The organism is Microbacterium bandirmense (genome assembly GCF_037204185.1).
In the GTDB taxonomy this organism is placed as follows: domain Bacteria; phylum Actinomycetota; class Actinomycetes; order Actinomycetales; family Microbacteriaceae; genus Microbacterium; species Microbacterium bandirmense.
Window position 1 is genome coordinate 11,280 of sequence record NZ_JBBDGM010000001.1, and the last position, 24,606, is coordinate 35,885.

Sequence of the window (24,606 nt, forward strand, 5' to 3'; positions counted from 1 at the left end):
ATGACCGATGACGTGACCGTGGCCGATGAGACACCACTCGAGACACCACTCGAGACGACCCTCGAGACCCCGCTGGCCGAGCGGGTCGAGGCGATCCTGCTGATCATCGACGAGCCGATCGCCCTGGTCGCGCTGGCCGCCGCCGTGCACTCACCCGTGCCGGCCGTGCGGCAGACGCTGGAATCGCTCGTCGAGGACTACGACGGCCGGGGCAGCGGACCGCGCCGCGGCTTCGAGCTGCGCGAGGTCGGCGGGGGGTGGCGGCTGTACGTGCGTGAGGACCACGACGACCTGGTCGCCGACTTCATCGGTGGGCAGGCGCCGGCTCGCCTGTCGCAGGCTGCGCTGGAGACCCTCGCGGTGATCGCGTACAAGCAGCCCGTGACGCGCGGCCAGGTGGCATCCATCCGTGCGGTCAACGTCGACTCGGTCGTGCGCACACTGCTCGCGCGAGGTCTGATCACCGAGCTGTTCGCCGACTCCGAGACCGGTGCCATCAACTACGGAACCACCGATGCGCTGCTCGAGCACCTCGGCATCAACTCGATCGACGATCTTCCGCCGATCTCACCGCTGCTCGACGACGGTGCCGACGGCTTCGATGAAGGAGCACTCCGATGACAGACCCTTCGACGGGCTCACAGACCCAGGGCCCCGGTGCCGAGGGCGTCCGGCTGCAGAAGGCGCTCGCGAACGCAGGCGTCGCCTCGCGCCGCGTGGTCGAGCAGTACATCGTCGAGGGACGCATCCGCGTCAACGGCCGCACCGTGACCGAGCTCGGCACCCGCATCGACCCCGACAGCGATCTCATCGACGTCGACGGCACTGCCGTGCAGCTCGACGTCTCGAAGCGCTACGTCATGCTCAACAAGCCCACCGGCGTGGTCAGCACGATGAAGGACGAGAGCGGGCGCCCCGACCTGCGGCGGTTCACCAAGGACTGGCCCGAGCGCCTCTACAACGTCGGTCGGCTCGACGCCGAGACCAGCGGGCTGCTGATCCTCACCAACGACGGCGACCTCGCGCACGTGCTCGCGCACCCGTCCTTCGGAGTCACGAAGGTCTACATCGCGAAGGTCGAAGGCATCGTCACCGCGCAGACGATCTCGACACTGCTCAAGGGCATCGAGCTCGAAGACGGGCCGATCAAGGCCGACAAGGCACGGCTGCTCGACAGCTCTGCGACGGGCAAGGGTGGCTCGAGTCTGGTCGAGCTCACGCTGCACTCGGGCCGCAACCGGATCGTGCGGCGCATGATGGCCGCCGTCGGGCATCCGGTGAGCGAGCTGGTGCGCCGTCAGTTCGGCCCGCTGCACCTGGGAACGCTCCCGGCGGGGAAGACCCGTGAGCTGACTAAAATCGAACGTGGCGCGCTGCTGACTCTTTCGCGCCAGGAATCCCGGGAGAACGAGTGAGCGAGACCGCTGGCGCGCGTGCGACGCAGGTCGCTGCGCGACTCTCGGGGACGGTGCGCATCGTCGGGGCAGGCCTGCTCGGGTCGAGCATCGGTCACGCGCTGCGCGCCAAGGGCGTCGACGTCGTGCTCGCCGATGCGTCGCCGTCACAGCTGCGGCTCGCGATCGATTACGGTGCCGGCCGCGCCGAGCAGGCGGACGACCAGCCCGCGCTGGTCGTCGTCGCCGTGCCGCCGGATGTGACGGCCGATGTGATCCAGGCCGAGCTGCTCGCCCATCCCGACGCCGTCGTCACCGACGTGGCCAGCGTCAAGCTGCAGCCGTTCGACGAGCTGCGCCGCCGAGGCATCGATCTCACCCGGTACATCGGATCGCACCCGCTGGCGGGGCGCGAGCGCGGCGGGGCGATCTCCGCCCGCGCCGATCTGTTCATCGGTCGGCCGTGGGTGGTCTGCCGGGACGGCGAGACACGGGCATCCGATCTCGCGCTCGTCGAGGCGCTCGCGCTCGACGTGGGGGCGATGCCGCTCGAGATGACGCCGCAGGAGCACGACCGCGCCGTCGCGCTCACCTCGCACGTGCCGCAGGTGGTCGCGAGCCTGCTCGCCGGCCGGCTCGCCGAGGCGGACGAGGGCTCGCTGCGCCTGGCCGGGCAGGGAGTGCGCGACACCACGCGGATCGCCGCGTCGGCTCCCGAGCTGTGGGTGCAGATCCTCGGAGCGAACGCCGAGCCCGTCGTCGACGTGCTCGACGCCCTCGCCGACGATCTCAGGGATGTCGCCGAGGCACTGCGCACTCCGGATGCCCCGGGCGCGCGCCGCGCGGTGGCGGATGCGATCCGGCACGGCAACGAGGGTGTGGAGCGTCTGCCGGGCAAGCACGGTCAGAACCGCCGTTTCGAGACTCTGGTCGTCATGGTCGACGACACCCCGGGTCAGCTGGGCCGCCTGTTCGGCGAGCTCGGCGAACTGGGCGTGAACGTCGAGGATCTGCGTCTGGAGCATTCTCCGGGCGCGCAGTTCGGTCTCGCCGAGATCAGCGTCGCCCCGGCTGCGCTGCGCGGCGCGACCGACGGACTCCAGGAACGCGGCTGGCGGATTGCAGGGAACACCAATGACTAGCGCACAGAAGTTCATCGCGATCGACGGTCCGGCCGGGTCCGGCAAGTCGAGCGTGTCGAAGGAGATCGCCCGTCGGCACGGCTACGGCTACCTCGACACGGGCGCCGCCTACCGTGCGCTGGCCTGGCACGTGCTCGATCGTGGCGCGGATACCTCGGATGCCGATGCGGTGCGCGCGGCAGCATCCGATTTCCCCTTCGCCCAGGCTCTCGATCCCGACGACCGGCGTGTGCGCGTCGGCGGCGCCGACGTGACCGACGCGATCCGCGAGCCGCGGGTGTCCGCCGCGGTCAGCGGGGTCGCGCGTGTGCCGGAGGTGCGGGTGCAGGTGAACGAGATGTTCCGCCGGATCGTCGCGGACTCGGAGTATCCCGCTGTCGTCGTCGAGGGACGCGACATCACCACCGTCGTCGCACCGGATGCCCCGGTGCGCATACTGCTGACCGCCGCCCCCGAGGTGCGCGCCGCGCGCCGGGCGGGAGAGCTCGCGGGTGAGAACGCCGCGGCCGTCGCCGAGGCGCTGCACAAGCGCGACGCCTCCGACAGCAGTGTCGTCGACTTCCTCAACGCCGCCCCCGGCGTGGACGTCGTCGATTCCACAGAACTTGATTTCGCGCAGACCGTCGCCGCCGTGCTGACAGTCATCGACCAGCGGCGCGACGCTGACACAGGAGCATGAACATGGCCGATGAAGAAGAGTACGAGGGCGCGCCCGATCAGCTCGCCGAGAAGCTCGCCGAGATCGACGAGCAGGATGCCGAGCACCGTGCAGGCATCATGCGCGCCACGCTGACCGACTACGAGCTCGACGAGGACGACGCCGATCTGCTGGCCGGCCTCGAGCTCGGCGAGGACGCGATCGAGTATTCGCCGGCGCTGCCGGTGGTGGCGATCGTGGGACGCCCGAACGTCGGCAAGTCGGCGCTGGTGAACCGCATCCTCGGCCGTCGCGAGGCGGTCGTCGAGGACACCCCCGGCGTGACGCGCGACCGCGTCACCTACAAGGCCGAGTGGATGGACCGCCGATTCTCGCTCGTCGACACGGGCGGGTGGGAGCCGGATGCCAAGGGCATTGACCGCTCGGTGGCGGCCCAGGCCGAGGTCGCGATCGACCTGTCGGATCTGGTGCTGTTCGTCGTCGACGCGAAGGTCGGCGCGACCTCGACCGACGAGCACGTCGTGAAGCTGCTGCGCAAGAGCGGAAAGCCGGTGTTCCTCGTCGCGAACAAGATCGACGACGCCCGGCAGGAGCCCGAAGCGGCACCGCTGTGGAACCTGGGGCTCGGCGAGCCGCACCCCGTCTCGGCGATCCACGGTCGCGGCGTCGCCGACCTGCTCGACCTGGTCATGGAGAAGCTGCCCGAGGTCTCGGCGGTCGCCAAGGCGGAGATCGGCGGACCGCGCCGCGTGGCTATCCTCGGCCGCCCCAACGTCGGGAAGTCGTCGCTGCTGAACAAGGCCGCGGGGGAGGAGCGCGTGGTCGTCAACGACCTCGCCGGCACCACCCGCGACCCGGTTGATGAGATCGTCGAGATGGGCGGCAAGATGTGGCGGCTGGTCGACACCGCCGGCATCCGTCGTCGCGTGCACCTGCAGCAGGGCGCCGACTTCTATGCGTCGCTGCGCACCTCGACGGCGTTGGAGAAGGCCGAGGTCGCCGTCGTCGTGCTCGACGTGAGCCAGCCGATCAGCGTGCAGGACCTGAACATCATCGACATGGTGCTCGAGTCGGGTCGTGCGCTCGTGCTCGCGTTCAACAAGTGGGATCGTCTGTTCGACGACGACATGGAGAACGCGGATCGTCGTCGGTACCTCGAGCGCGAGATCGAGCAGGATCTGGCGCACGTCGCCTGGGCGCCGCGGGTGAACATCTCGGCCAAGACCGGCCGTCACCTCGAGAAGCTGGTGCCCGCGCTCGAGAAGGCTCTCGAGAATTGGGATCGTCGCATCCCGACCGGCAAGTTCAACGCGTTCATCACCGAGTTGGTTGCCGCGCACCCGCACCCGCTGCGCGGTGGCAAGCAGCCGCGCATCCTGTTCGGCACGCAGGCGTCGACGCGTCCGCCGACGTTCGTGCTGTTCACGACCGGATTCCTCGACCCCGGCTACCGCCGATTCGTGCAGCGTCGCCTGCGCGAGCTGTACGACTTCGAGGGCACCCCGATCGTGATCAACATGCGTGTTCGGGAGCGCCGCAAGCGATAGCATCCGCCCGCGTTCACGGGGGATAATGGGATGAGCGTCGCAACCCCGCGGCGCGTATCGCAATGCCCAAAAGGCCCCGCGTGAAAGAGGATGCAATGTCGCACACCCTGCCCCTGCCGGACTTCACCCACGAGCGTGTGGAGGTGATCACCGGCGCGAGAAGCGGCCTCTTCATCGCGGTGGCGCTGCATTCGTCTGTGCTCGGCTCGGCACTCGGCGGGGCGCGCCTGTGGACGTACCCGCACTGGAGCGACGCCCTCGGCGACGCGCTGCGGCTCTCGGCGGCGATGACGCTGAAGAACGCGGCGGCGGGACTCGACGCGGGCGGAGGCAAGTCGGTGATCGGCCTGCCCCCGGGCACGGTGCTCGACGCCGACCGACGCCGCGCGGCCTTCCTCGATCTCGGGGATGCTGTCGAGCTGATGGGCGGGCTGTACCGCACAGCAGAGGACGTCGGTTCGACGACGGACGACATGCTGACCGTGAGCGAACGCACTCAGCACGTGGTGGGTCTGCCGTCGACCGTGGGCGGCTCGGGCGAGCCCGCCGGGCCCACAAGCCTGGGCGTGTACGCGTCATTGAAGGCGGTGCTCGAGCGTGTGGCGGGGTCGTCGGATGCCCGTGGCCGCCGGATCACGATCTCGGGCCTCGGTCAGGTGGGCGGACGGCTCGCGTCGCGGCTGGCTGAAGACGGCGCGCAACTGACGGTGACCGACATCAACCCCGCCCGTCGTGAGTTCGCCGAGTCGATCGGCGCGACCTGGGTGGAGCCGGGTGGTGAGCACCTGGTCGCCGGCGATGTATTCGTGCCGGCCGGCATCGGCGGCGTGCTGACGGACGAGGTCATCGACGCCCTCGACGTGAGCGCGGTCTGCGGGCCGGCGAACAACCCGCTGGCCGATCATTCGGGCGCTTCCCGGCTTGCGGGCCGTGGCATCCTGTACGCCCCTGACTTCGTCGTCAATGCCGGCGGCGTGATCTACCTCGACCTCGAGGCCAAGCAGCTCGGAACCAGTGACGAGATCATGGCCAGGGTGGCCGGGATCGGCGACACCGTGGGTGGCATCCTCGACGACGCGAGTGCTCGCGGTGTGACTCCGCTGCAGGCCGCCGAAGAGCTCGCGGCGTCGCGTCTGCGCGCGGGAGCGGATGCCGGCGTGCGCTGACGGGCTCCGCCGTGGACGCGCTTCTCGGTGCGTCGTCGGTTCGCTTTTCGGTGCGCCGTGGGCGCGGGACGTGAAAGGTTGGAGGGGTGAGCATCGTCCCTCCCGCACCAGGTGAACCGCGCCGTCCGCACGGGCCGCGTGACAGCGGCGACGCCTGGGTGGTTGCCGAGACCGGTGAGAAGTACTGGGGGCGCTATGGCGCCGCCGGCCTGCTGGCGGTAGACCCGGTGCGCGGGGTGCTGCTGCAGCACCGCGTGGGCTGGAGTCATTTCGGCGGCACCTGGGGTCTGCCGGGTGGCGCACTGCACGAGGGCGAGTCGGCGCTGCACGGTGCGCTGCGCGAAGCGCAGGAAGAGGCCGGTGTGCCCGACGGCGCGGTGCGGCCGCGGTTCGCGTGGGTGCTCGATCTGAAGATCTGGTCGTACACGACGGTCGTCGTCGACGTTGTGGAGCCGTTCGAGCCGACGATCAGCGACCCCGAGAGCCTTGCGCTGGAGTGGGTGCCGCTGGATGAGGTTGGGCAGCGGCCGCTGCATCCAGGGTTCGCGGCCGCGTGGCCGACGCTGCGGGCGCTGCTGGAGTTGCGCCCGACGGTGGTCGTCGACGCCGCGAATGTCGTGGGTTCCGTGCCGGACGGCTGGTGGAAGGATCGCGCCGGTGCTGCCGCGAGGCTGCGTGACCGGCTCTCGGCGTGGGCGCGCGACGGCGTGGCGGCGTCGGCGCTGGGTCTGGGGCAGGGTGCGGATCGCTGGTACCCGGCGGTGACGATGGTCGTCGAGGGCGCTGCGCGGGCGATGGTGGATGCTGGCGAGCACGCGGATGCTGATGCTGGCCCGTCAGCTGACGCGGATGCTGGTGCTGACTCGTCATCTGAAGCGGATTCTGGTGCTGGTCGATCAGCCGACGCGGGTGCGGACGCCGGGTTGCGCACCGAGATAGGGATCGTTCGCGCCGAGGGGAGTGGCGATGATGCGATCGTCGCGGAGGCCACCAGGCTCGTCGCCGAGGGCCGGACTGTGATCGTCGTCACGAGCGATCGGGGACTGCGCTCACGCGCGGAGGGGTCGGATGCGCGCACCGAGTCTGTCGGCTGGCTGCTGCGGCAGCTCGATGGCGAGGAGTCAGAAGGGCGCGTCTGAGCCGGCCGGGGCGGTGGTCCACGCCGGGATGGTCGGCGATTCCGAGGACAGTGGACCGGACGGGACGAACATCACGCGTCGTGGTGGGGTTTCGGTGTGGATTCGTCCCGCCGGGCTGGTCCACTGCAGGTCCCAGTTCGGCAGTTGCCGCGCGGTCCACCGGTGTTGGTCGTCGATGTCGGGGTGTTTGAGGGCGTGGTGGGTTTTGCAGAGGTGGGCGAGGTTGTCGGTGGCGGTGGGGCCGCCGTGGGCGTGGTCGTGGGTGTGGTCGATCTCGGACCGGTGCACCGGCATGCGGCATCCGGGGAAGCGGCAGTGCTGGTCTCTGGCGCGCAGGAACCTGCGCATGGGTTCGGTGGGGGTGTAGGTGTCGGTTTCGGTGACCATGCCGGTGGGGTCGAGGAACAGGCGGGTCCACCCGGTGTTGCGGCCGGCGAGGGATCGGGCGATGTCGGGGTGCAGTTCCCCGTGCCCGTCCAGTTGCGCCGGTTTGTTGTCCGCTCCGGTGAGGGTGGTGGCGGCGACGGTGACTTGGATGCGGGCGGTGATGTTCTCCAACCCGGTGCCGTGGACCTCGGTCGGGGTGGCGGTGAGGAGGAGGTCGGTGAGCAGGTCGGCGCGGATCTGGTCGAGGGTGCGCTCATCGGTGGGGAGGTGGATGACCTGGGGGCCTGCGGTGATCATGGCTTCGACGTGGGCCCAGTAGGCGTCGGGGTCGCCGTGGAAGGGGTCGTCGTCGGGTGGGACGCGGACCCCGTTGACGTACTCGGTGCCGTCGTCGCCGAGACCGGTGTAGAACGGGTCGCTGCCCGGGCCGGTGGTGAATGGGTCGCGGGTGAAGGTGTCCCCGGCGCCGAAGATCGTCTCGCCGCTGTGCGCACCCTCGCTGTCGCTACTGCTGCCAGTGCTGCTGCCGCTACTGCTACCGGTGCCGCTGCCGGAGAACGTCGCGTCGCCGGTGCCGGTGCCGGTGCCGGTGTCGTTCTCGGGGCCGTAGTGGCGGGGGTCGTTGTCGAGCTTGTCCTGGAGGGCGTCTTCGTCGAGGGGGAGGGTGGGTTCGCGGTCTTCGCCGTGCTGTTTCTGGTGGCGGGCCATCTGGGTGAGGCGGTCGTGGATGGCGAGGGCGAGGTGTTCGGGGAGGATGACTTGCAGCAGCGCGAGCCCGTCGCCGACGGAGCGGACGGTCACCGTCCGCTCGGAGCGTGCCCGTTCGTGCCGGTCGGTGATCGTCGACCCGGCCAGTGCCGCGGCGACCTCCCGGGCATGGACACGAGTGCGGGCGGGGGATTCGGACTCGGCGAACACCACCGCCGCACTGTCGTAGACATCCAGCGCATCCGGGTCGGCGGTGCCGGCGGCGACCGCCTCACGGACCGGGGAGGCTGCGTGCAGGATCTCCCGCACATGCGCCGCACTGACCATCCCGGCGGCGTAGGACGCGGACAGGGCCGGATACTCGCCGGTGGCGAGGAACCGGGCATCCGAGACCGCCCGCTCGACCGTCCCGCGGGCGATGTTCCCGGCCGCGGAGAACTCCGCGACCATCGACCGCTCGATCGCCTCCCGATGCTGCGGCTGCTCAGCCACATCCGCATCCATCAGCACCGCACGCTCAGCGAGCAGCGCAGCCGCTCGCGCCTCGGCCCGGTTGATCTCCCTCCGTACCTCGAGCCACTCATCCAGCAGCGCGGACTGCTGCTCGAGACGATCGGTGATGGAGGAGGCCATGCATCCAGAATAGAACAAAACTTCGAAAGTCACAAGAGATTTCTGAAGGAATTTTTGCCGGATCGGTTCTGGAGAACTGGGCCGTTTCGTCACTTCGACTCGCTGCGCTCGCTCAGTACGGCGCTCGCTTCGCTCGCTCGACGACCGGAGAGGTAGTGCCTGCCAGCAACGCTACCGCCAGGGTGCGACACCAGAGCAGGGAGGCGCTCAGTGAGTGTCGCGCCCGCGCAGGCGGTCGATCTCGCGGCGCTCGCGCTTGGTCGGACGCCCGGCGCCGCGGTCGCGCACCGCGATCATCGCGCCCGGCTCGCGAGGAGGCGTGCGATCGTCATACGCGGTCGCGGCCACTGGCGCGCCCACGCGCTTGGACAGCGTCTTGCGCACGATCAGAATGCGATCGAACCCCGACATTCGAACTCGCACTTCATCGCCGACCTTCACGGTCTGCGCGGCCTTGGTCCGCTCGCCGTTGACCCGCACATGCCCGGCGCGGCATGCAGTGGTCGCCGCCGAGCGCGTCTTGTAGATCCTGATCGACCAGAGCCAGCTGTCGACCCGCACGGGCTTTTCAGCATCCGCCCTTCCCGCATCCGACGTCATCTCGTCCGCTCCTTTCGCAGGGCGCGGATCGCGCCGGCGATGATGAGTCCCTGCCCCAGCGTGTAGGTGAGCATGACCGCGGGGCTGGTCCAGGCGGGCATTCCGTCGAGGAACAGCCGGAACGCGAGGATCGAGTCGCTCAGCAGGAAGAACGCGCCACCCAGCGCGATGATGCGGTTGCCGCGCGCGGCAGTCGCCGCGGTGCCTGCGAGCACGAGCCCGTACGCGGCGACGCCGAAGAACAGCCCGCCGGTGTGCGGGCCGAGGAACACCAGCATCCCGACCCACCACAGTGCGTAGATGAGCGCCCACCACGGCATCCGACGCTCGCGGGTGTGTCGCAGGAACAGCACGATGTAGGCGATGTGCGCGATGCCGAAGAACAGCAGCATCAGCGGCAGCTCGGGTCCGGAGGGAAAGAACGTGCCGGCGCCATCGCCGAGCCATGAGAACAGCAGCGCGGCGAGCAGCAGTGCGATCGTGGCGCGCGGACGCAGCCGGGGCGCAGCGGCCAGCACCGGCACGGCGAGCAGCGGCATCAGCGTCAGCTTGGTGGGTGCTGCGAGCGGGCTCTGCAGAGCGAGGGCGACGACGTGGATGATCGCGAGGACGATGTACGGGACCCAGACGGCGATGTCGAGGGGGCGGATGCTGCGCGGCATCCCTCCATCGTATTCAGGTGGTGCGCGTGTTCAGCCGTTCACGATTCGACGGTGACCTCGGTGACATTGCCGTCGGCGTCGAGGTGCGCAGCCGGCCAGTAGCCGGCGGGGAAATGCTGGCCGCAGGCGTCGGTGAAGTGCAGCACTGTCGTATCGGAGGTCGTCTCGATGACGTCGAGCAGCAGGTCGTCGGCGCCGTCGTCGAGCTCGGCGCGTGAGGGCTCGGTGTCGCTGAAGTGGGTGAGGATGGCATCCGATGCGCGACGGCGGATGCTGTCGATTTCGGTGACCACGGCGCGGGCGCGGGGGAGCAGGCGCTGGACTTCGTCGGGATCGGCGCCGTCGATGATGAGGTCGACGTCGCGGTCGGCGAGTCGGATGCTGCTCGCATACCAGTCGTGGATGACGGTGTCTCCGTCATCGAGCGTCGTCTCGGCGCGCGTGAGGCGGCCGAGGTCGGGATCGTCGATGATCGGGTGCGCGGTGGTCATAGCGCCACCGTAGCGCCCCGGCGGCGGGGGATCAGGTGGTGAGCGGGCGCGTCACGAGGACGCGTCCGCCCGAGAGAGCTGGTCCCTGTTCGAATCCTGCGGCGAGGAAGGTGGAAAGCGCCCCGTGGAACATGTCGTTCGAGCGGTGCGAGCCGCGCGTGTTGTCGACCGGGTACGCCTCGATCATTCGGGCGTCGGCCTCGCGGGCGTGATCGAGGGCCGCCTTGAGCAGCTTCGCGTTGAGGCCCTGGTTGCGGTGATCACGACGGACGACGAAGCAGGTCACCGCCCAGACGGACTCGTCATCAAGCGCTTCGGTGGTGGCAGCGGTGATCGACTTCGTGTGCAGGATGCGCAACTGGTCGGTGCGCGGGCCGACGCGGATCCAGCCCGCGGCCTCTCCGTCGACGTACGCGACCAGGCCCGGCGGGGGACCGGCGGCGATCTCATCGTGGAACATGTCGCGCCGCTGCTCGAATGTCGTCGCCTGCCAGTCTTTGTTGCGCACGACGGGCCAGATGCACTGACAGCTGCGGCCGTCACCGCCGCCGGAGAGCGCGTGCTGCACGTCGTCCCATCGTTGGATGGTCGCCTCTTCTGTGGTGATGGTCGCCATGGGCGGCAACGCTACGCCGGGTGTCGGACATCGGCAACGGTTCGGGTGATGTGCGCGTCTCGTGTGATGTGCGCGTCGCCACGCCCGGGCGCGCTGTCGTGCCGTCGTGGTTCGCCAGGCCCGTTCGCGTCGGCTAGGATAATGGAGTTGCCCGCGCTTCGGTGCGGACCGCCACGGGCTGTGGCGCAGCTTGGTAGCGCACTTGACTGGGGGGCACATTGTCCTCAACGGTCGGAAGCGGCCCTGAAAATTCAACAACGGGATGTGGCGCAGCTTGGTAGCGCACCTGACTGGGGGTCAGGGGGTCGCAGGTTCAAATCCTGTCATCCCGACAGAAAACGCCTGATGGAACGGCATTTATGAGTGTCCGAGTTCCGCGAGTATACGTCGGACGAAGATCGATTCTGTGGTCCCGATTCGTGCTTCCTGTGTTACGGGATGTCGGACCTCACGGAGCTCGCGTGGTCCCAACATGTTCCCAAATCACTGACCCCCGCGAATCAAAGTCAAGTGGTGTAGAGGCTCGCTCCGCTCCATCTGAGATGCTGGTTCGTCCGGTCCGCGGCGAGCGCGAGCTCGGTGGTGTCGGTGTGCAAGTAGCTCTTGGTCGTCTCGATCGAGGCGTGTCCGAGGATGTCACGGACGATGTGAAGCGGGACGCCTGCGTTCGCGAACCATGTGGCTCCGGCATGTCTGAGATCGTGTCGTCGCAGACCGGGGTGGCCGAGTTTTTGCACCAGGTTGGTCCAGTCGGTTGCTCGCGAGAGCGTTCCGGTGGTGAGGACTCCACCTCGAGGCCCTCGAAGTAGGGGCTGATCATGTTCGCGGTCCCCAGTAATGCGTCTGAGTACGGGCTCCAACGGCTTGAGGATCGGTACTCTGCGTGTCTGCCTGCTCTTCGTGGGCTTGACGCATAGCCCGTTCGAGCCGGGGAAGTGCTGTCGTGCGATGGTGACGAGGCGATTGTCCCAATCGATGTCGCTGACGACCAGACCGGCGACCTCGGACACCCGCGCCGCGAGAAGAGCGGAGAGGAGGACAAAGTCTCCATAAGCTGCGTGAACACGTCGGCACGCGTCCGCGAGGCTTTGCACCTCGCCGAGAGTCGGGATCTTGCGCGCGAGATCGGCTGTCGACGACCGTGTCCGTCGTTTTGCTCGTGTTCGCGCGGGGTTCGCGGCGATGATCTCGTCTCGCACTGCTTCGTCGAGCACCCGTGTGAGGGCTGACACTGTGTTCTTCAGGGTTGAAGGCGAGCAGTCGCCTTCCCACCGGTCGATCGTCCTGTCGATGACGGCGGTGCTGATAGATCGCACGGGCAGGTGCCCCAGGGCGGGAAGCGCACGGACTCTGATGCTGCCGCGATATCCGCTCGCTGTCGACGACGGATCGAGTCCTCGAAGGTACCGATCCCCGATCTCGGCGATGTAGTCGGCGAGAGAGATTAGCGGGTCGCTCGCGATGTGCGTTCGGGACTGGAGCTGTTGCAGGAACGCCCTGGCCCTGTCTTCGGTTTCGAACGTGGCCGAGTAGCTTCGCCGCTCGTGTGAAACGGGATCGCTCCACCGGGCGCGAGCGCGGAACCGGCCGTGGCGATTCGCGACGTCTTGCGTGAGGTGTACTCCGATGGGCGGGACGCGACGGTGCTTCGTGTTCATTCACTCGAAGTTGGCAGAGTACCCTAGACAGTGATCGCGATTTCGGATGTCTGGCGGCTGGTGCTCCGTGTTCGGCAAATGAACCTATGGCGGCGATCACATCGCCTCGGCATCACCCCACCCGGGACCCAATGTCCGACCCTGGCTTCGCGTGAGAGCGCTGTGATGAGGGGGCTTCAATCGTCGCGCGCCGGTATGCGCTGCCAGCCAGGCGCGACCGTCCGCAGGTCCTCCCCAGGGGTCCACGCCCGGACCTGGGAACGAACGAGCGCTCCCGGATAGGACGTGCTCCAACCCAACTCTCGGTAGACGTCCTTTCCCGTGTTCTCGACCCAGATCAGCGACTTCCGCTCGGCGGTGAGCCAGTCCCGCAGGAAATCGGCATCGATGAGGAGCTCGTTCTGGCCCACGTTGACGGAGTGTCGCAGAACGGCGAAGAGCCGGCCGCTCGCGTCGGTCCACCCGTTACGGCCGTTCCAGCGGAGAGCGCCGGGTGCGGCGCCGAAGAACTCAGGAGCAGGGGCGTCGAACGAGATCGTTTCGAGGTTGCCCGGCGCGTACTCGTTTTCACCCAGCAGCTCCCATACAGCTGGTCGTGTCGGAACACTGAGCGGATCCGTCCAATCGTGCTCCATGACACTCAGCGTTTCGCCGTGGTGGTGCCCGAACGGGTACTCGCCGACGTACCCTTTGTAGCTCATGGGGAGCCGAGACATCCCAAGATCGTTGATCAAATCTCGTCCTTCGAGTTCGCCAAGGGCGACGGAAAGATCGTCGGTGCTCACCAAGTGGGTATAGAGGTTGGTCCAGACCTGGTGGGTGCGCTTCGTGTTGTCGCCGGTGAGGTCCCAGCTGTATGAGCCCGACACGACGATGAAGGGGCGTCCGTCTCGTTCAGCGGAGGTGACATTGATGGTGGGCAGGTCGGAGTCATCGGCCACCCATTGCGCGTCAGCCCGCCCGATCTTCACATCCCAGTCGTAGACCGGCACCCAGGCGCGGGGCGCGTCGCTCGCGGGTTCGAACTCGGTTACTGTGGGGTCGACCTGCCGGACGATGGAGGATTCGGGTCCGGGTACAGCCGGCGGCGGGGCTTCCCAGGAGCTCCTGGTCTTGGGTGCGTGGTCGGATAGGTGACCGATGAGCCGGTTGAGTGCAATCCACTGGTACTTCTTGCCGATCCGTTCGATCCACTTTGGCTTCCCGCGTCCGGGCCCGTACTTGCCTAGCACATACCCGTCGAAGTTTGAGTGCAGCCGGGGTTTGTATCCGAGGCGGATGACCTCTGCGACCACCCACCGCGCGCCGGCTGCCGCGTCGACACCTGGCCGGTCATGGAGTTCGTGCTTGAGCTGGTAGGTGAAGAAGTCATCGCCCGTGGTGGAGTGCACGAGCTTCGGGTAGTCACGATTGTCGTATGGGGCGATGTCGTCTTCGGTGGGCCAGGTCAGCGGCCAGGTGCTGCTGTAAGGGGGCCTGAAACGGTCGGGCGTTACCTCTGCGGGCAGCGCTCCTCGATCGAGTGCCGCCTCGATAATGCAGCGGGCGGCGTCGCGAACGGCGGCGTTGGGGGTGAGGTCTGCGGAGGGTGCGAAGAAGGTGGCCCAGACGACAACGGCCGCTGCAGTCCAGTCCGCGCCGCTGCCGCTGGCCAGGAGCGCCGAGTAAGAGACCTGAAGCGCGCGTTCGACTATCCACTCGTCGTCGATGATGCAGAATCGTTTGAGCAGGGCGGCGGCCTGGTGGGGGTGACGCGCGAGCAGGCGGGCTGCGGCGATCGTGGCTGGCTCGCGAACGCGGCGATCAGTGGCGCTAGTCGTCCAGAGTAGTGCGGCGACCCACAGTCGGGTGGTTTCCGCGCCGACCAGGTCGAGCGGTTTCTCGCCTCCCCAGCGGATCAGACGGTCGACTGCTCCGCTGGTGCCGTGACTTGTGTGCAGCCACCCGGTGAGGAACTGATCTCGGGTCGACATGGTGAGTTCACTGGAGAACTCATGGAGGAAGTCGGCGTTGAGCGGGTGGCCGGGGCGAGCTGCGAGCCTAAACAGCATCGTAAGGCCCGCGTCGAAGGTCTCACGGCGATGCAAAGCGTTGGTGATAATGCTGCCCGTGTCGAGGGTGATGGAGGACACAGATCGCCAGGCCGTGCCGGCGATGACGGCAGCGTAGCGCGCAGCGGTGTCGGGGATCTCGGCGGTGAAGGCGGCCAGCTCGAGCCCGAAGCGTTCGGCGACGACGACCGAGGTCGCTTCGAGGAGACCGACGTCGATGGTCGTGTCGAGTCCGATGAGCTCCCCGAGGCGACCGGCCAGCTGGGCGCGGACGCCATCCGCATCGTTCACGTGAGCGAGCGCATCGGAGACGATCAGGTGGTGGCTGATGCGCTCGAAGGTGATGGTGATGATGTCCGTGCCATAAGGGCTTCTATCCGGGATGACGTCTTCTTCGACAAGACCCTGTGCGATGAGTCCATCGAGCAGCGACTTCTCGACACTGTTGTCCGACCAGATCGGGTTCAGCACGGCATGCGCGGCGAGGCGGGTGAGGGGGGCTCCGCCCTGGTCTGCGATAGCGCCGGCCAGAGCGTGCATCGCGCGGTGAACGATCTGGTCGGACACCGATGCGTCGACGCGATTACTAACGGCCTCGTTCGCGTGGTCGAGGACCATTTTGGTGAGCTCGCCCAGCCCCATGTTGGCCTGGTCGAGCGAGAGGCGGCCATCGGATTGCAGCGCTTCGCAGACCAACCGAAGGTAGAGCGGGTTATCGAACTCACCGTGGATCGGCGGTGACGTCGGAGGTTCGAGACCGTAGAACGCGGCGTACTCGCTGACCGCCTCGAACTCGACACCCTCGAACCCTGTGTGCTCGAACCGGGTAATAGACATGCCGGGCGGGAGGACCTGATTGACGTAGTGGGTGCGTGCGGTCAGCAGCAGCCGAACGTGCGAGTGCCGGGTGACGATGGAGATGAGGCGATCGAGGCTATCCCGCCACACCGACCGTGGGCGGGTGTCGTTGAGCGCGTCGATGACGAGCAAGGTGGGTGCTCCTGCAGCGCGCGCGCTTTGGTCCAGCAGCGCGATGGTCTCCTCGCTGGTCAGGTCCGCCGGCATCTGGAGAACGTCGCGGAGGTGAGTGAGTGGGTCGTGGTCATTGAACCAGCGACCGTGTATCACGATGCTGGGCAGACCTCTCCGAAGGCGGCGGGCGGCGGCATCGAGGGCGAGATAGGTCTTGCCGATGCCGGCGGGTCCGGTCATCAACGCAACTTGAGAGCTGGCGAGCGTCCCGAGGGCGCTGATGATGAGCTTGGTTGCAGTTTCGAGTCTGCCTTCCAAGTCACGGAGAGAATCGACGGCTTCCGCCGGGAAACGGACCATATATTCGCTCTGGTACTGCCTCCACCCCGCGTTGTCCCAGTTCTCGTGCGTGGCGTTCATCCGCTCGACCTCTATGGCCTCCTGTTCCCTGACCACAGTGATGGCGGCCGTTAGTTTCTCGTCGAGACCGCGGAACTCAGCGTCGGTCCGGGCGCGCTCCCAGGTCTTGAGGGCATTGATGACGGTCGTGGCGGCGCTGCGCGCGGCGCCCAGGTCGGCGGCCGTTGCATCGTTTCCGGCGTGCTGCAGGCGTCGTGTCGCCTCCGTGAGCTCATCGACTTGACCGAGGACGACCTGCCACCACTCATCGTCGGAGCAGAGCGCAGCGATGCTTCGAGCGGCGGGAACGTTCACGTTCAACTCTGGCGTATACCGCGGTCTCGCAGCGTCGGTCGCGTCCCGCAGCCGGTCGATCCACCACTGTTGAGAGAGCACGTCGGCGTCGAACCAATACCGCCGCTGCGCACCGGAAGCATCCAAGCGGGTTAGGCGTGTGGCCGTGTTTGTCGCCCATTCGAACTCGAAGATGACGGTCATGCCGCGGTCGGCCGCCATCGTCTGCCAACCCTCAAGCCAACCATCAGGGTCGTTTATCTTCTCCAGCAGCGATTTCCCTCTGCCACCAGTGCGGCCGGTCGGATCTGCGGGGATGGCAATGGTGTACTTGGTGAGAGCCGGATGGTTGGCGAGAGCGGCTTTGACGGACTTGTCCAGCTGCGACTTATCGACGGCAGTGTGGCTGGTCCAATACTTTGCCTGCCAGCCGTGCTCGGCGCCGCCGGGGAGGGTCCAGTAGCACTCGACGCCTCCATCCCCTCCGGCTCCGTGAAGGGATACGAACTTCGCGTCCGTGTGCGGGGGGTCTTGCGCGACCAGCTCGCAGATGAGTTGCTCGTATCCGTCACGCTGGCCGCCTGCGCCCAGCAAGCGCACGCGCGTGAAGTCGATATCAGGAATATTCATACGGACTCCTCGCTGGCCTGGAGATTGACGGCGGGGGTGAGGGAAAGGTTGGTCAGGGCTTGCCAGATACCCGCGTCGATGGCCGCGGCGGTGGGTCCTTCATTGACCACGTCGATCAGTTCCCCGGCGAGTGTCACCTCAGTGGGTCCCTGCAGTTCCAGTTCGACTTGCGTGGCCAACGTATCCAGGGCGGCCCCGAGGACAGGCCCAACCGTGTTCGGCAGCTGTGCGACGGCGGTCCTGGCCGCGACCGATATGCCGGCCAATTCGTCAGCAGTTGGCACCGGCACCGTCGCCGGCCATTCGACGGGCCGTCGTCGATACAGGGCCAACGTCCATGAGGCACGGGCTACCCACGCGGTCAGCTCGCGGATCTTCTCGATGGCGGTGTCTGCTGTCTGTGCGAGCGTGAGTCCAGCCGCCGTCAGGAGCTGATTGAAAGACTCGCCCGCCAGGGGAAGAACAGATTGCTCACCGTAGCGCGCCATGAATACCGCTAGCGGAAGCGGTCGAACGCCATCTACCGCGAGCACCCACACGTTGCAGTCGAGAGAATGACGAGCCTCAGCGTCGATCCTCGCCAAGGCGTCAACTGTAGCCTCCCAGTCCTGCAGCCCCGCTGTCACAAGCCATCCGGTCTGATCGATGCTGCTGGGGAACGGTGCAGGGTCTGGCACCGTCCGCAGAACAGCGCCGGGAACGGCGGCTTTGATCTCGGACAACACCGTGTGTTGTTGCTGTTGGACTGCGATCGCCGAGGACGCCGTGATCGCATCGATTGTCGCATGGTCACCGAATCGGACTGAGCGCCAGGCGTCGGGGTCGTTTACGGCGCTGATCGCGGCGCGCGCCAGCCGTTCGAGTTCAGTGCCGAGTGCATCGGGGACAGGTTGATCGAGGCCGAAATATGTCGGTGTCAGCGATCGTGCGTGTTCGACCTTGGCGGCAGCATCTCGAAGCGACATCGCCACCGCGACGCGATTATCGTTCGTCCTGAGATTGATCAGCGCCTGCGCGGCCGCCCCGAGGGCTTGCGAAACCGGGTCGTTCTGTCGTTGAGCATCATCCTCGCTGGCGTGGGAAGCGGCTCTTTCTTTCGATCCGTCCTTCGGTTTGGAGGCTAGTACTCCGGCTCGCTCGCTTGCAGCTTGCACACGCTCCGCCCAAGCTTGTGCCTGGTGAGACGGGTCGTTGGCCCGTAGCCGGAAGGTGCCGTCGCCTGCAAGATTGACGAGTTCCTGGGCGATCTGTGCCTGTTCTTGGAGCAGGGCTGTCCATGTCGGTGCCGCTGACAGCATCCGGATGGCTCCCTGGAAGCCGACATTACGTCGGACTCCAGCACGTTCTTTGAAGACCTCACGTGCCATGTGTTTGAAGCCGGGCTCAAACTCGCCGGCCCTGTAGCGGCGTCCCGACGGCGTGATGGTGATGACCTCGACGTGATTTGCTTCTGGGCATGCGAACGCCAATTGCCGCGCCAAGGCCACGACAAAGTCGTTGAGAGCATCGCTGCTGTCTGCCGACGGGACGTCCCAGGTCATGCCGGGCGTCTGCTCCTGAACATCGAGACCATGCATGACCGTCACGGACGGATCAACCTCCGTTTGCATCGTCAGTGCGACGGCCGAAGGTTCGGATTGCGCGATCACCAGGGCACGGTGCTCCACCGTTCCGAAGGTAGCTTCTCTGTTCTCGGCAGAGACGAAGCGGCTCAGCGCATCGATCAGACGCGCCCAGGCGTCGGCTTGAGTGGCGTTGGTCGGCTCGTCGAATTCCCGGAATACCGCTGCAGCCTCCGATGCGCTGAGCGGCACAGTTCCGGCCAGCGCCTCTAGGAGACGCACGGCCTCGACGAGCGTCCCTGCAGTGAGCAGGCGTACGACGAGGGCAGAATCGAGGTGCGTGGTGATGGCTTCCAGCACTGGTGAACTTCGCGGCGGCAGCGCTCGCGCGATCCGGGTTATCTGCGTAGCTGCGCGATCGAACGCTGGCGAGCCGATCGGGTCGAGGGCCGTGTCCTGGTTGCGAATTCCATAGACGAATGGAGCTATCAGAGTCGGCGAGACCCCAGAAGGCGCGAGGCGTCGAATGATCGAAAGACAGGCGGTGGCGTAGGCGACGTTGTCCGCCCGCTCGGCTCCTTCAAGAAGTTCGGCTACTCCCGAGGCGGCTGTACCCGGCTCGTGGAGATGATACGCAACGGCACCGGCAACAGCGACGATGGTCTCCGGGTAGCGTTCGGCGGAGCGACGCAGCAACCAGCCCGCTTCGTCGGCGGGGAGCAGCCGAGCTATGACGCTTAGGGTCTCGCCGAGGGTTGGGGGCGGCGCGTCGTGAAGCAGAGTGGTCAGGGTCTGCGAACGAAGTTCGTGGAGTCCGGTCCAGATGTCCCCGTAGTCGAGAACTACATGCTCGTTTTTCAGTATCGCCAGGGCGTCGCCTACCGCGCTATTGCTTCCAGCGACGGCGGCAAGCGCATCTCCGAGCATTCGGGCGGTCAACGACAAGCCAACTGCGTGAGCTGCGAGAACCAGGCGAGCAGCCTCTCGCTGAATCTCTCGTCCAGGAGCCGCCAGCTCGGCGGCTTGTGAGGCGAGGACCTGCTCTAGGTGCTTGCCTTCGCGCAACAGGGAGAGGAATTCCATGAGCAGACCATCACTGCGCGCGAGAGCTTCTGCGGTGGCCATCTTTGTCGTGAGCTCTGCGCGCTCGACACGCTCGGCAATCAGCTCAGCGGTGAGGCGGTCGAGCAATGGCCTGATGACACGTGTGCTGCCGTTCAAGAGACGAGGGCTGAAGTCTTCTTCGCGTGCCGCACCGATGACGAAGACATGGGGAATCTCGCGTAGGGAGGCAACAGCATTCGGCCACGCGCTGGTGGAAGGTCGGCCGAGGTTGTCCGCTGCGACGACAACTGGAGAGGTGGCAGTAGCACGAAGCAACTCGACGTGTCGGACCAGCAGTCGGCCGTCCTCATCCGTAGTCACGCGGGCGACACGAACGACGCGAGCTCCCAGGATCACGTCACGGCTTGCGCGCCAAAGGAGTACCGATTTGCCCGAACCGGATGGGCCAACGATGACGGTGTACTCGCCTTCTTGGGCTGCCTGGGTGATCTGATCCATCTCATCGGCCCTAATGACATCGAGGCCCTGTGCGATGTGAATAGGCGCACCGTCCACGCCCAGATAGAACCGGCTGGCGGACGTCACCCTTGTGGTCGAGTAATCTGCGGGGCGGCACACGCCTGCGGATACCGCAGCGTCCAAGCCGGTTACATCGACTGCTGACTGGACCACGTGCAGCGCGGTATCAACGTCGCCGACGGTTAGTGTTCGAGCCTGATCGAGGCTTAGATGACGTTGGTCCGCGCTGGCCATCCCGAAGGCTTCATACAGCGCGCCGACAGTGAATGACGCAACAGATGGATGAACACCTTGTATATCGCTGAGGAGCGCCTCGGTCTGTTCACGTAGGTTCCACGGCAACGAGACGAGATGGACACGCCCCACCGCAGTGGTTGCGTCTATTCGGGTCAGGCCTTGCGCGACGAGAGCGTCAATCAAGGCGACGCACCGCTCAGGATGTGCGGCAAGTGCTTCGTCCCATCCGGTGAACTGCAGCCCCGAACCGACGTTTCCGTCCGTGACGATAACGATCGGGCCGGTCGTCGCATGCATAGCGTGCAAGATCGCGTCGCGGATTCTGGAAGTCTCTAGCTGTCCCGCTCCAGCACTGACCTCCTTCACCTGCACCAAAGTCTCGTCGCCTGTAGCTGTGCGACAGTCCAGGTCTTCGAAACCCTCGGGAACTAGCGTGGTGAACGGCAGGACGCCTGCACGAGACATCACAAGCACGTGCACCGAGACGGCAAGCTGCCAAGTGACGCCCGCGACGTTGCGCGAGCCTTGCCTCAGCTTCCCCCACAGTCCTTCGCGGGCGTCGCTGTCCGCAAGGTGTGGCGGCGTCGGAGCGTTGTCACCTCGTGACGCGGTCGGGGCTTGTCTACGTGGCCTCTTTCGGCCCCTACTAGACGAACTCATGGTGCTTCCCTCGCGAAGGTGTACCCCAGTCGATCCAGCGCAAGCTGCGCTCGACCCATACGACGACGATAGCGAGGGTGACTGACATAGACAGGCGTCCGCTGGCCCGGAGAAGCGTGGGGGAGTGCTCACCCCTCGTCCTCCTCGGTCCACCTCATCTGCTCGTCGCTCACTCATTCATGGTGACAAGGGCTTCCGACACGGCGGAGGAAGTCTCCGGGCCAGCCCAGAGACGTCGGCGCGATGGGGTAGGCGAGTTTAGGCAGGAGCTTGCTTGAGCGCCGTTCGGACACTGTAGGCGGGGTCGGCGGCCAGTATGTCCCTGGTGTCGGCATGGGTGCCGCCCGGCTGCTGAGCGAGCGCTCGGGCGAGAGCTCGCCTTACGCGAACATCTGGGTCTCGCGCCAGTCTCGGGCCTAAGTGATCTGGCTTGCCATGTTCAGCCCACCGCAACGCGACCAGAGTGCGGATCGCCCATCCCTGCACTGCGAGGAACGTCAGATCATCGTTCACAGTGTCGCCGAGTCGTTGCAATGCGATGGTTGGCCAATAGTCCGCGTTCTCGCCCAACAGCGAGTACACGACGCGCCTCACCTCTTCGCGCTCGGCTTCAGTCGAAGCGAGCTTGGCGGCCAGTGCCAGTGCTTGGCCGCGGCTGCCTTGTGGCACCCCGTTCATGCGGAGGCCGCCGAGCTTATGCGTGAATTGCTGATTCATCTCATCGTGCTCGGAGGGTGTGGGGGATATGGCGAGTCGCATTGCGGTCGCGAAATGCCCGGTCCGCTGGGCCTCGCCGAGGTGGGGCGCGAGGTTGCTCGCGGCCACCAGGTAGTCGCCTCGGTCGCTGGAACTGAGATGGGGATGATCCGCTCGGGCGAGAAGCTCCGTGACGGCCGTGTCGAGTGATTCTGAACCGAGGTGGCGGACGAGAAGCGAGTCTCCGACCGCGCCCGTACCGACGCTGTAGACGCCTTTCACGTGGGTGAGCGGCGTGGTGAGCCGCGCCAGTGCCTCGGCGGCGACAGTGGCGTCGATATCTTTCGGGTCGCCCAGCGCGAGAGTCTCTCGGGCCCATTTGTTGCCGGCTTCGGCGAGTTCGGTGAGTTTATGGTGAGCGAGTGTTGCATGTGTGGCGATCGCTTCCTGAGCGGTGTCGCTCCGGCCCCCCTGCGCACGTCCCAGGAGGGGCACGAGGTGAGCGATGGCACGCGGCGCCAAGCTCGGATGGGTGAGCGCGATCCTCGCGACTGTGAGCGCCTCATCCTCGTCGTGATACCGGTAGTGGTTCTCCTCGACGGCGGGCTGTGCCTCGAAGTGCGTGAGGGCGGCGTCTGCGGCCGTGAGATCGAGGCGTTCAGCGATTCCAGCAAGTGCCTTGATTGCGTTGTTGTATCGCGACGTGGCAAACGAGCGCAGGTCAGGATATGTTCCCTTCTCCGCGGCGTGCAGCTCGGCCGTGATGTGCGTGGCGATGAGATGGACCAGGTTGTCCGGCATAAGGTCTGCCTGCGCCCCCAGGAGCCGGTAGGTCGCGCCAACCGTCCAATAGTTCGGAGCGTCGAGGTCGGGTGTGATGTCGATGAACTCAAGGGACAGGGACTTGCCAAGTGCCTCGATCTGCTTCGTGGCCCCAACCTGGGCCAGGTGGTGGGCGGCGAGAGCGGGCTCGTCTGACTCGATGAGGATTGACGCGAGCACCCGACGGGCGCGGTCCTCACCCACCCAGTCGCTTGTGGTGATGGCGTCGCGTAATGCGCGCTGAGCGGAGATGGACGCAGACCGCAGGTTTCCCTCGCTCAGGGCGGTTAGTGCATCCACGTAGGCACCGTCCGAAGTTGGAAGGAGCGGCCTGGAAGTGCCCATCTCCCGGACTGCCGTCTGCAGGGGGAGTAACTCGTTGCTGGTGAATGGGTTCCAGCGTGAGCGGAAGGCACGTCGGCTGAAGATCCAGGTCGATGCCTCACCCCACTGGGAGGCCAACGAGGCGAAACCGGAGGCCTCGTCCCACGCGAGATCCGCCTCGAGAAACTTCTGGTGCAAGGCGAGGCTTCGCGCGTGCCGTGCAGTGACGACGCCGGAGAGACCATACCCCAGCTTTAGCTGTCGTGCGTCAGTGAGGAGCTCGGTCCAGTCATCGGTTGACTCTGCGATGAGGATGCGGAGCCGGACGCGTCGTGACTCATCAATCGCGGGAAGCCGCGAGTATTCCGAGAACGCCGGCACGGCCTTCGTCAGCCACCCCGACTGATCGCCGGCGAGTGCAGTCTCTCCCGCCAACAGAATGAGACGAGCCTGATCTGCGGGATCTCCCAAGCGCAGGCTCGCAGCTTCTGGAACGTAGCCGAGCGGGTTTTGGTACAGGTTGATTGCAGTCTCGATAACCTGACGATAGAGGGCCACGGTCTCGTCGTCGGCCGCCAGGATTGACAGTTCGTCGAGTCGAGATTGGGTCATCTGGGCGGTCGCCGAGAGACCCTGGTCCAGTGCCGCCCAGAAGTCGTCGAGAATCTGACGCGCTGCCTCATCGGCCCGTCCCGCAACCGCCAAGAGACGGACGCGCTCCTTATCGTGCGCCGAGGCGTGGGGACCGAAGCCCGCCTTCCGGAGAGTTGACTGGCCCTCCTCGATGAGGGTGAGCGCCTCAGCGGCATCGGTCGTGGCGGCGGCCTTTTCGAAGAGGTCCTGTGCTCCGGTTGATACCTCAGGCGTGCGAGCGATCGCCTCGCGAACCGCAGCCGCGTCCGCAGACGGCACATGCGCGACGTCAATTTTGAACGGAAGGCAGAATGCCTCGGCAGTGGGCATGCCGAAGTACTCGATAACGATCTCGGGTCGATCACGCAGCAACGTTGAGAGCTCCTGGGCGTCCCACAGATCGAAGACGATCGGGTACAGCGCTTTGCGCTGGACTGCCAGCTCCTCGACTGCGCCGGTGCTCTTGACCGCGCACGCGACGCCAAGGATCAGGCGCTTGACCTCGAAGGGACGCTTCGTGTCACGGAACTTCTTGATCGCAGCCGTGAGATGCGACTTGTAGAAGCGCTTGTAGTCCTTGCTCTGGAGCGCGACGCCGTCTCCGTCCGGTGCCAGGGCGACGATGTCGAGTCCGAGCTGGGCCTGACCGCGATCGCCATAGAGCTGGGCGTGTCGCAGGCCCTCAACATCTCGCATCATCCGAAGTTGGAGTCGCTCAAAGTTCTCCCAACTGAGGGATGTGAAGGGCAGTTCGTCGAGCTTCCCAATCACGGGCGCTGGTGTGGTCACGGATGGCGGGGAATAGAGCGGCGACGCGAGGGACAGAGGTCTCCAGTCAGCCATGTTGCTCCCGCCTGCCGCATCATCGATCGCGCCCTCTGCGGGCTTGATCCGTCTGGCCTCATCCTAGAAGCGATGGCTCTCCCTATTCGGAGGCGCCT

General features: G+C 66.4%; 16 protein-coding genes and 1 tRNA gene. 8 read left to right on the forward strand and 9 right to left on the reverse strand.

Annotated elements, in window-relative coordinates:
* The 7 genes from scpB (at position 1) to WDU99_RS00095 (ending at position 7,046) form a co-directional block, all read left to right on the forward strand.
* Positions 1 to 621: an SMC-Scp complex subunit ScpB gene (gene scpB, locus WDU99_RS00065; protein ID WP_337330754.1), complete on the forward strand. Its 621-nt coding sequence runs from the start codon at positions 1 to 3 to the stop codon at positions 619 to 621.
* The gene (locus tag WDU99_RS00070; protein ID WP_337330392.1) at positions 618 to 1,415 is read left to right on the forward strand and encodes a pseudouridine synthase; all 798 of its coding nucleotides are present in this window, start codon (positions 618 to 620) and stop codon (positions 1,413 to 1,415) included. Before scpB ends, WDU99_RS00070 begins: the two co-directional genes overlap by 4 nt.
* Positions 1,412 to 2,536, forward strand: coding sequence for a prephenate dehydrogenase (locus tag WDU99_RS00075; RefSeq protein WP_337330393.1), 1,125 nt, complete (start codon positions 1,412 to 1,414; stop codon positions 2,534 to 2,536). The genes WDU99_RS00070 and WDU99_RS00075 overlap by 4 nt, the downstream gene beginning before the upstream one ends.
* Positions 2,529 to 3,215 carry a (d)CMP kinase gene (gene cmk / locus WDU99_RS00080; RefSeq protein WP_337330394.1) on the forward strand — a complete coding sequence of 229 codons (687 nt, stop codon included), beginning with the start codon at positions 2,529 to 2,531 and terminating at the stop codon, positions 3,213 to 3,215. Before WDU99_RS00075 ends, cmk begins: the two co-directional genes overlap by 8 nt.
* 2 nt (positions 3,216 to 3,217) lie before the next feature.
* Positions 3,218 to 4,741, forward strand: coding sequence for a ribosome biogenesis GTPase Der (der, locus tag WDU99_RS00085; RefSeq protein WP_337330395.1), 1,524 nt, complete (start codon positions 3,218 to 3,220; stop codon positions 4,739 to 4,741).
* 95 nt (positions 4,742 to 4,836) lie between these two features.
* The gene (locus WDU99_RS00090; protein WP_337330396.1) at positions 4,837 to 5,907 is read left to right on the forward strand and encodes a Glu/Leu/Phe/Val dehydrogenase family protein; all 1,071 of its coding nucleotides are present in this window, start codon (positions 4,837 to 4,839) and stop codon (positions 5,905 to 5,907) included.
* A gap of 86 nt (positions 5,908 to 5,993) precedes the next feature.
* Positions 5,994 to 7,046 carry an NUDIX hydrolase gene (locus WDU99_RS00095; RefSeq protein WP_337330397.1) on the forward strand — a complete coding sequence of 351 codons (1,053 nt, stop codon included), beginning with the start codon at positions 5,994 to 5,996 and terminating at the stop codon, positions 7,044 to 7,046.
* Here WDU99_RS00095 and WDU99_RS00100 read toward each other — a convergent pair.
* The 5 genes from WDU99_RS00100 to WDU99_RS00120 all read right to left on the reverse strand — a co-directional run bounded on the left by WDU99_RS00100 (position 7,029) and on the right by WDU99_RS00120 (position 11,143).
* Positions 7,029 to 8,774 carry an HNH endonuclease signature motif containing protein gene (locus WDU99_RS00100; protein ID WP_337330398.1) on the reverse strand — a complete coding sequence of 582 codons (1,746 nt, stop codon included), beginning with the start codon at positions 8,772 to 8,774 and terminating at the stop codon, positions 7,029 to 7,031. The genes WDU99_RS00095 and WDU99_RS00100 overlap by 18 nt on opposite strands.
* 207 nt (positions 8,775 to 8,981) lie before the next feature.
* Positions 8,982 to 9,374 carry an RNA-binding S4 domain-containing protein gene (locus tag WDU99_RS00105; RefSeq protein WP_337330399.1) on the reverse strand — a complete coding sequence of 131 codons (393 nt, stop codon included), beginning with the start codon at positions 9,372 to 9,374 and terminating at the stop codon, positions 8,982 to 8,984.
* Positions 9,371 to 10,036 (reverse strand): lysoplasmalogenase, encoded by a 666-nt coding sequence (locus WDU99_RS00110; protein ID WP_337330400.1) that lies wholly within the window; start codon positions 10,034 to 10,036, stop codon positions 9,371 to 9,373. Before WDU99_RS00110 ends, WDU99_RS00105 begins: the two co-directional genes overlap by 4 nt.
* Positions 10,037 to 10,074: 38 nt before the next feature.
* The gene (locus WDU99_RS00115; protein WP_337330401.1) at positions 10,075 to 10,527 is read right to left on the reverse strand and encodes a hypothetical protein; all 453 of its coding nucleotides are present in this window, start codon (positions 10,525 to 10,527) and stop codon (positions 10,075 to 10,077) included.
* 31 nt (positions 10,528 to 10,558) lie between these two features.
* Entirely contained in the window at positions 10,559 to 11,143 is a 585-nt protein-coding gene (locus WDU99_RS00120; RefSeq protein ID WP_337330402.1) for a GNAT family N-acetyltransferase, read from the reverse strand.
* Between the two features lie 258 nt (positions 11,144 to 11,401).
* On the opposite strand from WDU99_RS00120, the gene WDU99_RS00125 reads away from it, so the two are divergent.
* Positions 11,402 to 11,475: transfer RNA gene (locus tag WDU99_RS00125), tRNA-Pro, on the forward strand.
* 174 nt (positions 11,476 to 11,649) lie between these two features.
* On the opposite strand, the gene WDU99_RS00130 is transcribed toward WDU99_RS00125, so the two are convergent.
* The 4 genes from WDU99_RS00130 to WDU99_RS00145 form a co-directional block, all read right to left on the reverse strand.
* Entirely contained in the window at positions 11,650 to 12,801 is a 1,152-nt protein-coding gene (locus tag WDU99_RS00130; protein WP_337330403.1) for a tyrosine-type recombinase/integrase, read from the reverse strand.
* 176 nt (positions 12,802 to 12,977) lie between these two features.
* Positions 12,978 to 17,147: an NACHT domain-containing protein gene (locus WDU99_RS00135; RefSeq protein WP_337330404.1), complete on the reverse strand. Its 4,170-nt coding sequence runs from the start codon at positions 17,145 to 17,147 to the stop codon at positions 12,978 to 12,980.
* Positions 17,144 to 20,902, reverse strand: coding sequence for a hypothetical protein (locus WDU99_RS00140; RefSeq protein WP_337330405.1), 3,759 nt, complete (start codon positions 20,900 to 20,902; stop codon positions 17,144 to 17,146). Before WDU99_RS00140 ends, WDU99_RS00135 begins: the two co-directional genes overlap by 4 nt.
* 546 nt (positions 20,903 to 21,448) lie before the next feature.
* On the reverse strand, positions 21,449 to 24,508 hold the full coding sequence (locus WDU99_RS00145; protein WP_337330406.1) for a hypothetical protein: 3,060 nt from the start codon (positions 24,506 to 24,508) through the stop codon (positions 21,449 to 21,451).
* Between the last annotated feature and the right edge of the window lie 98 nt (positions 24,509 to 24,606).

Bases quoted from the DNA above. Each gene is read 5' to 3' on its own strand.
- WDU99_RS00145 (WP_337330406.1), bottom strand. From the start codon at position 24,508: ATGGCTGACTGGAGACCTCTGTCCCTCGCGTCGCCGCTCTATTCCCCG.
- WDU99_RS00090 (WP_337330396.1), top strand. From the start codon at position 4,837: ATGTCGCACACCCTGCCCCTGCCGGACTTCACCCACGAGCGTGTGGAG.
- scpB (WP_337330754.1), top strand. From the start codon at position 1: ATGACCGATGACGTGACCGTGGCCGATGAGACACCACTCGAGACACCA.
- cmk (WP_337330394.1), top strand. From the start codon at position 2,529: ATGACTAGCGCACAGAAGTTCATCGCGATCGACGGTCCGGCCGGGTCC.
- der (WP_337330395.1), top strand. From the start codon at position 3,218: ATGGCCGATGAAGAAGAGTACGAGGGCGCGCCCGATCAGCTCGCCGAG.
- WDU99_RS00115 (WP_337330401.1), bottom strand. From the start codon at position 10,527: ATGACCACCGCGCACCCGATCATCGACGATCCCGACCTCGGCCGCCTC.
- WDU99_RS00135 (WP_337330404.1), bottom strand. From the start codon at position 17,147: ATGAATATTCCTGATATCGACTTCACGCGCGTGCGCTTGCTGGGCGCA.
- WDU99_RS00105 (WP_337330399.1), bottom strand. From the start codon at position 9,374: ATGACGTCGGATGCGGGAAGGGCGGATGCTGAAAAGCCCGTGCGGGTC.
- WDU99_RS00100 (WP_337330398.1), bottom strand. From the start codon at position 8,774: ATGGCCTCCTCCATCACCGATCGTCTCGAGCAGCAGTCCGCGCTGCTG.
- WDU99_RS00130 (WP_337330403.1), bottom strand. From the start codon at position 12,801: ATGAACACGAAGCACCGTCGCGTCCCGCCCATCGGAGTACACCTCACG.
- WDU99_RS00110 (WP_337330400.1), bottom strand. From the start codon at position 10,036: ATGCCGCGCAGCATCCGCCCCCTCGACATCGCCGTCTGGGTCCCGTAC.
- WDU99_RS00120 (WP_337330402.1), bottom strand. From the start codon at position 11,143: ATGGCGACCATCACCACAGAAGAGGCGACCATCCAACGATGGGACGAC.
- WDU99_RS00070 (WP_337330392.1), top strand. From the start codon at position 618: ATGACAGACCCTTCGACGGGCTCACAGACCCAGGGCCCCGGTGCCGAG.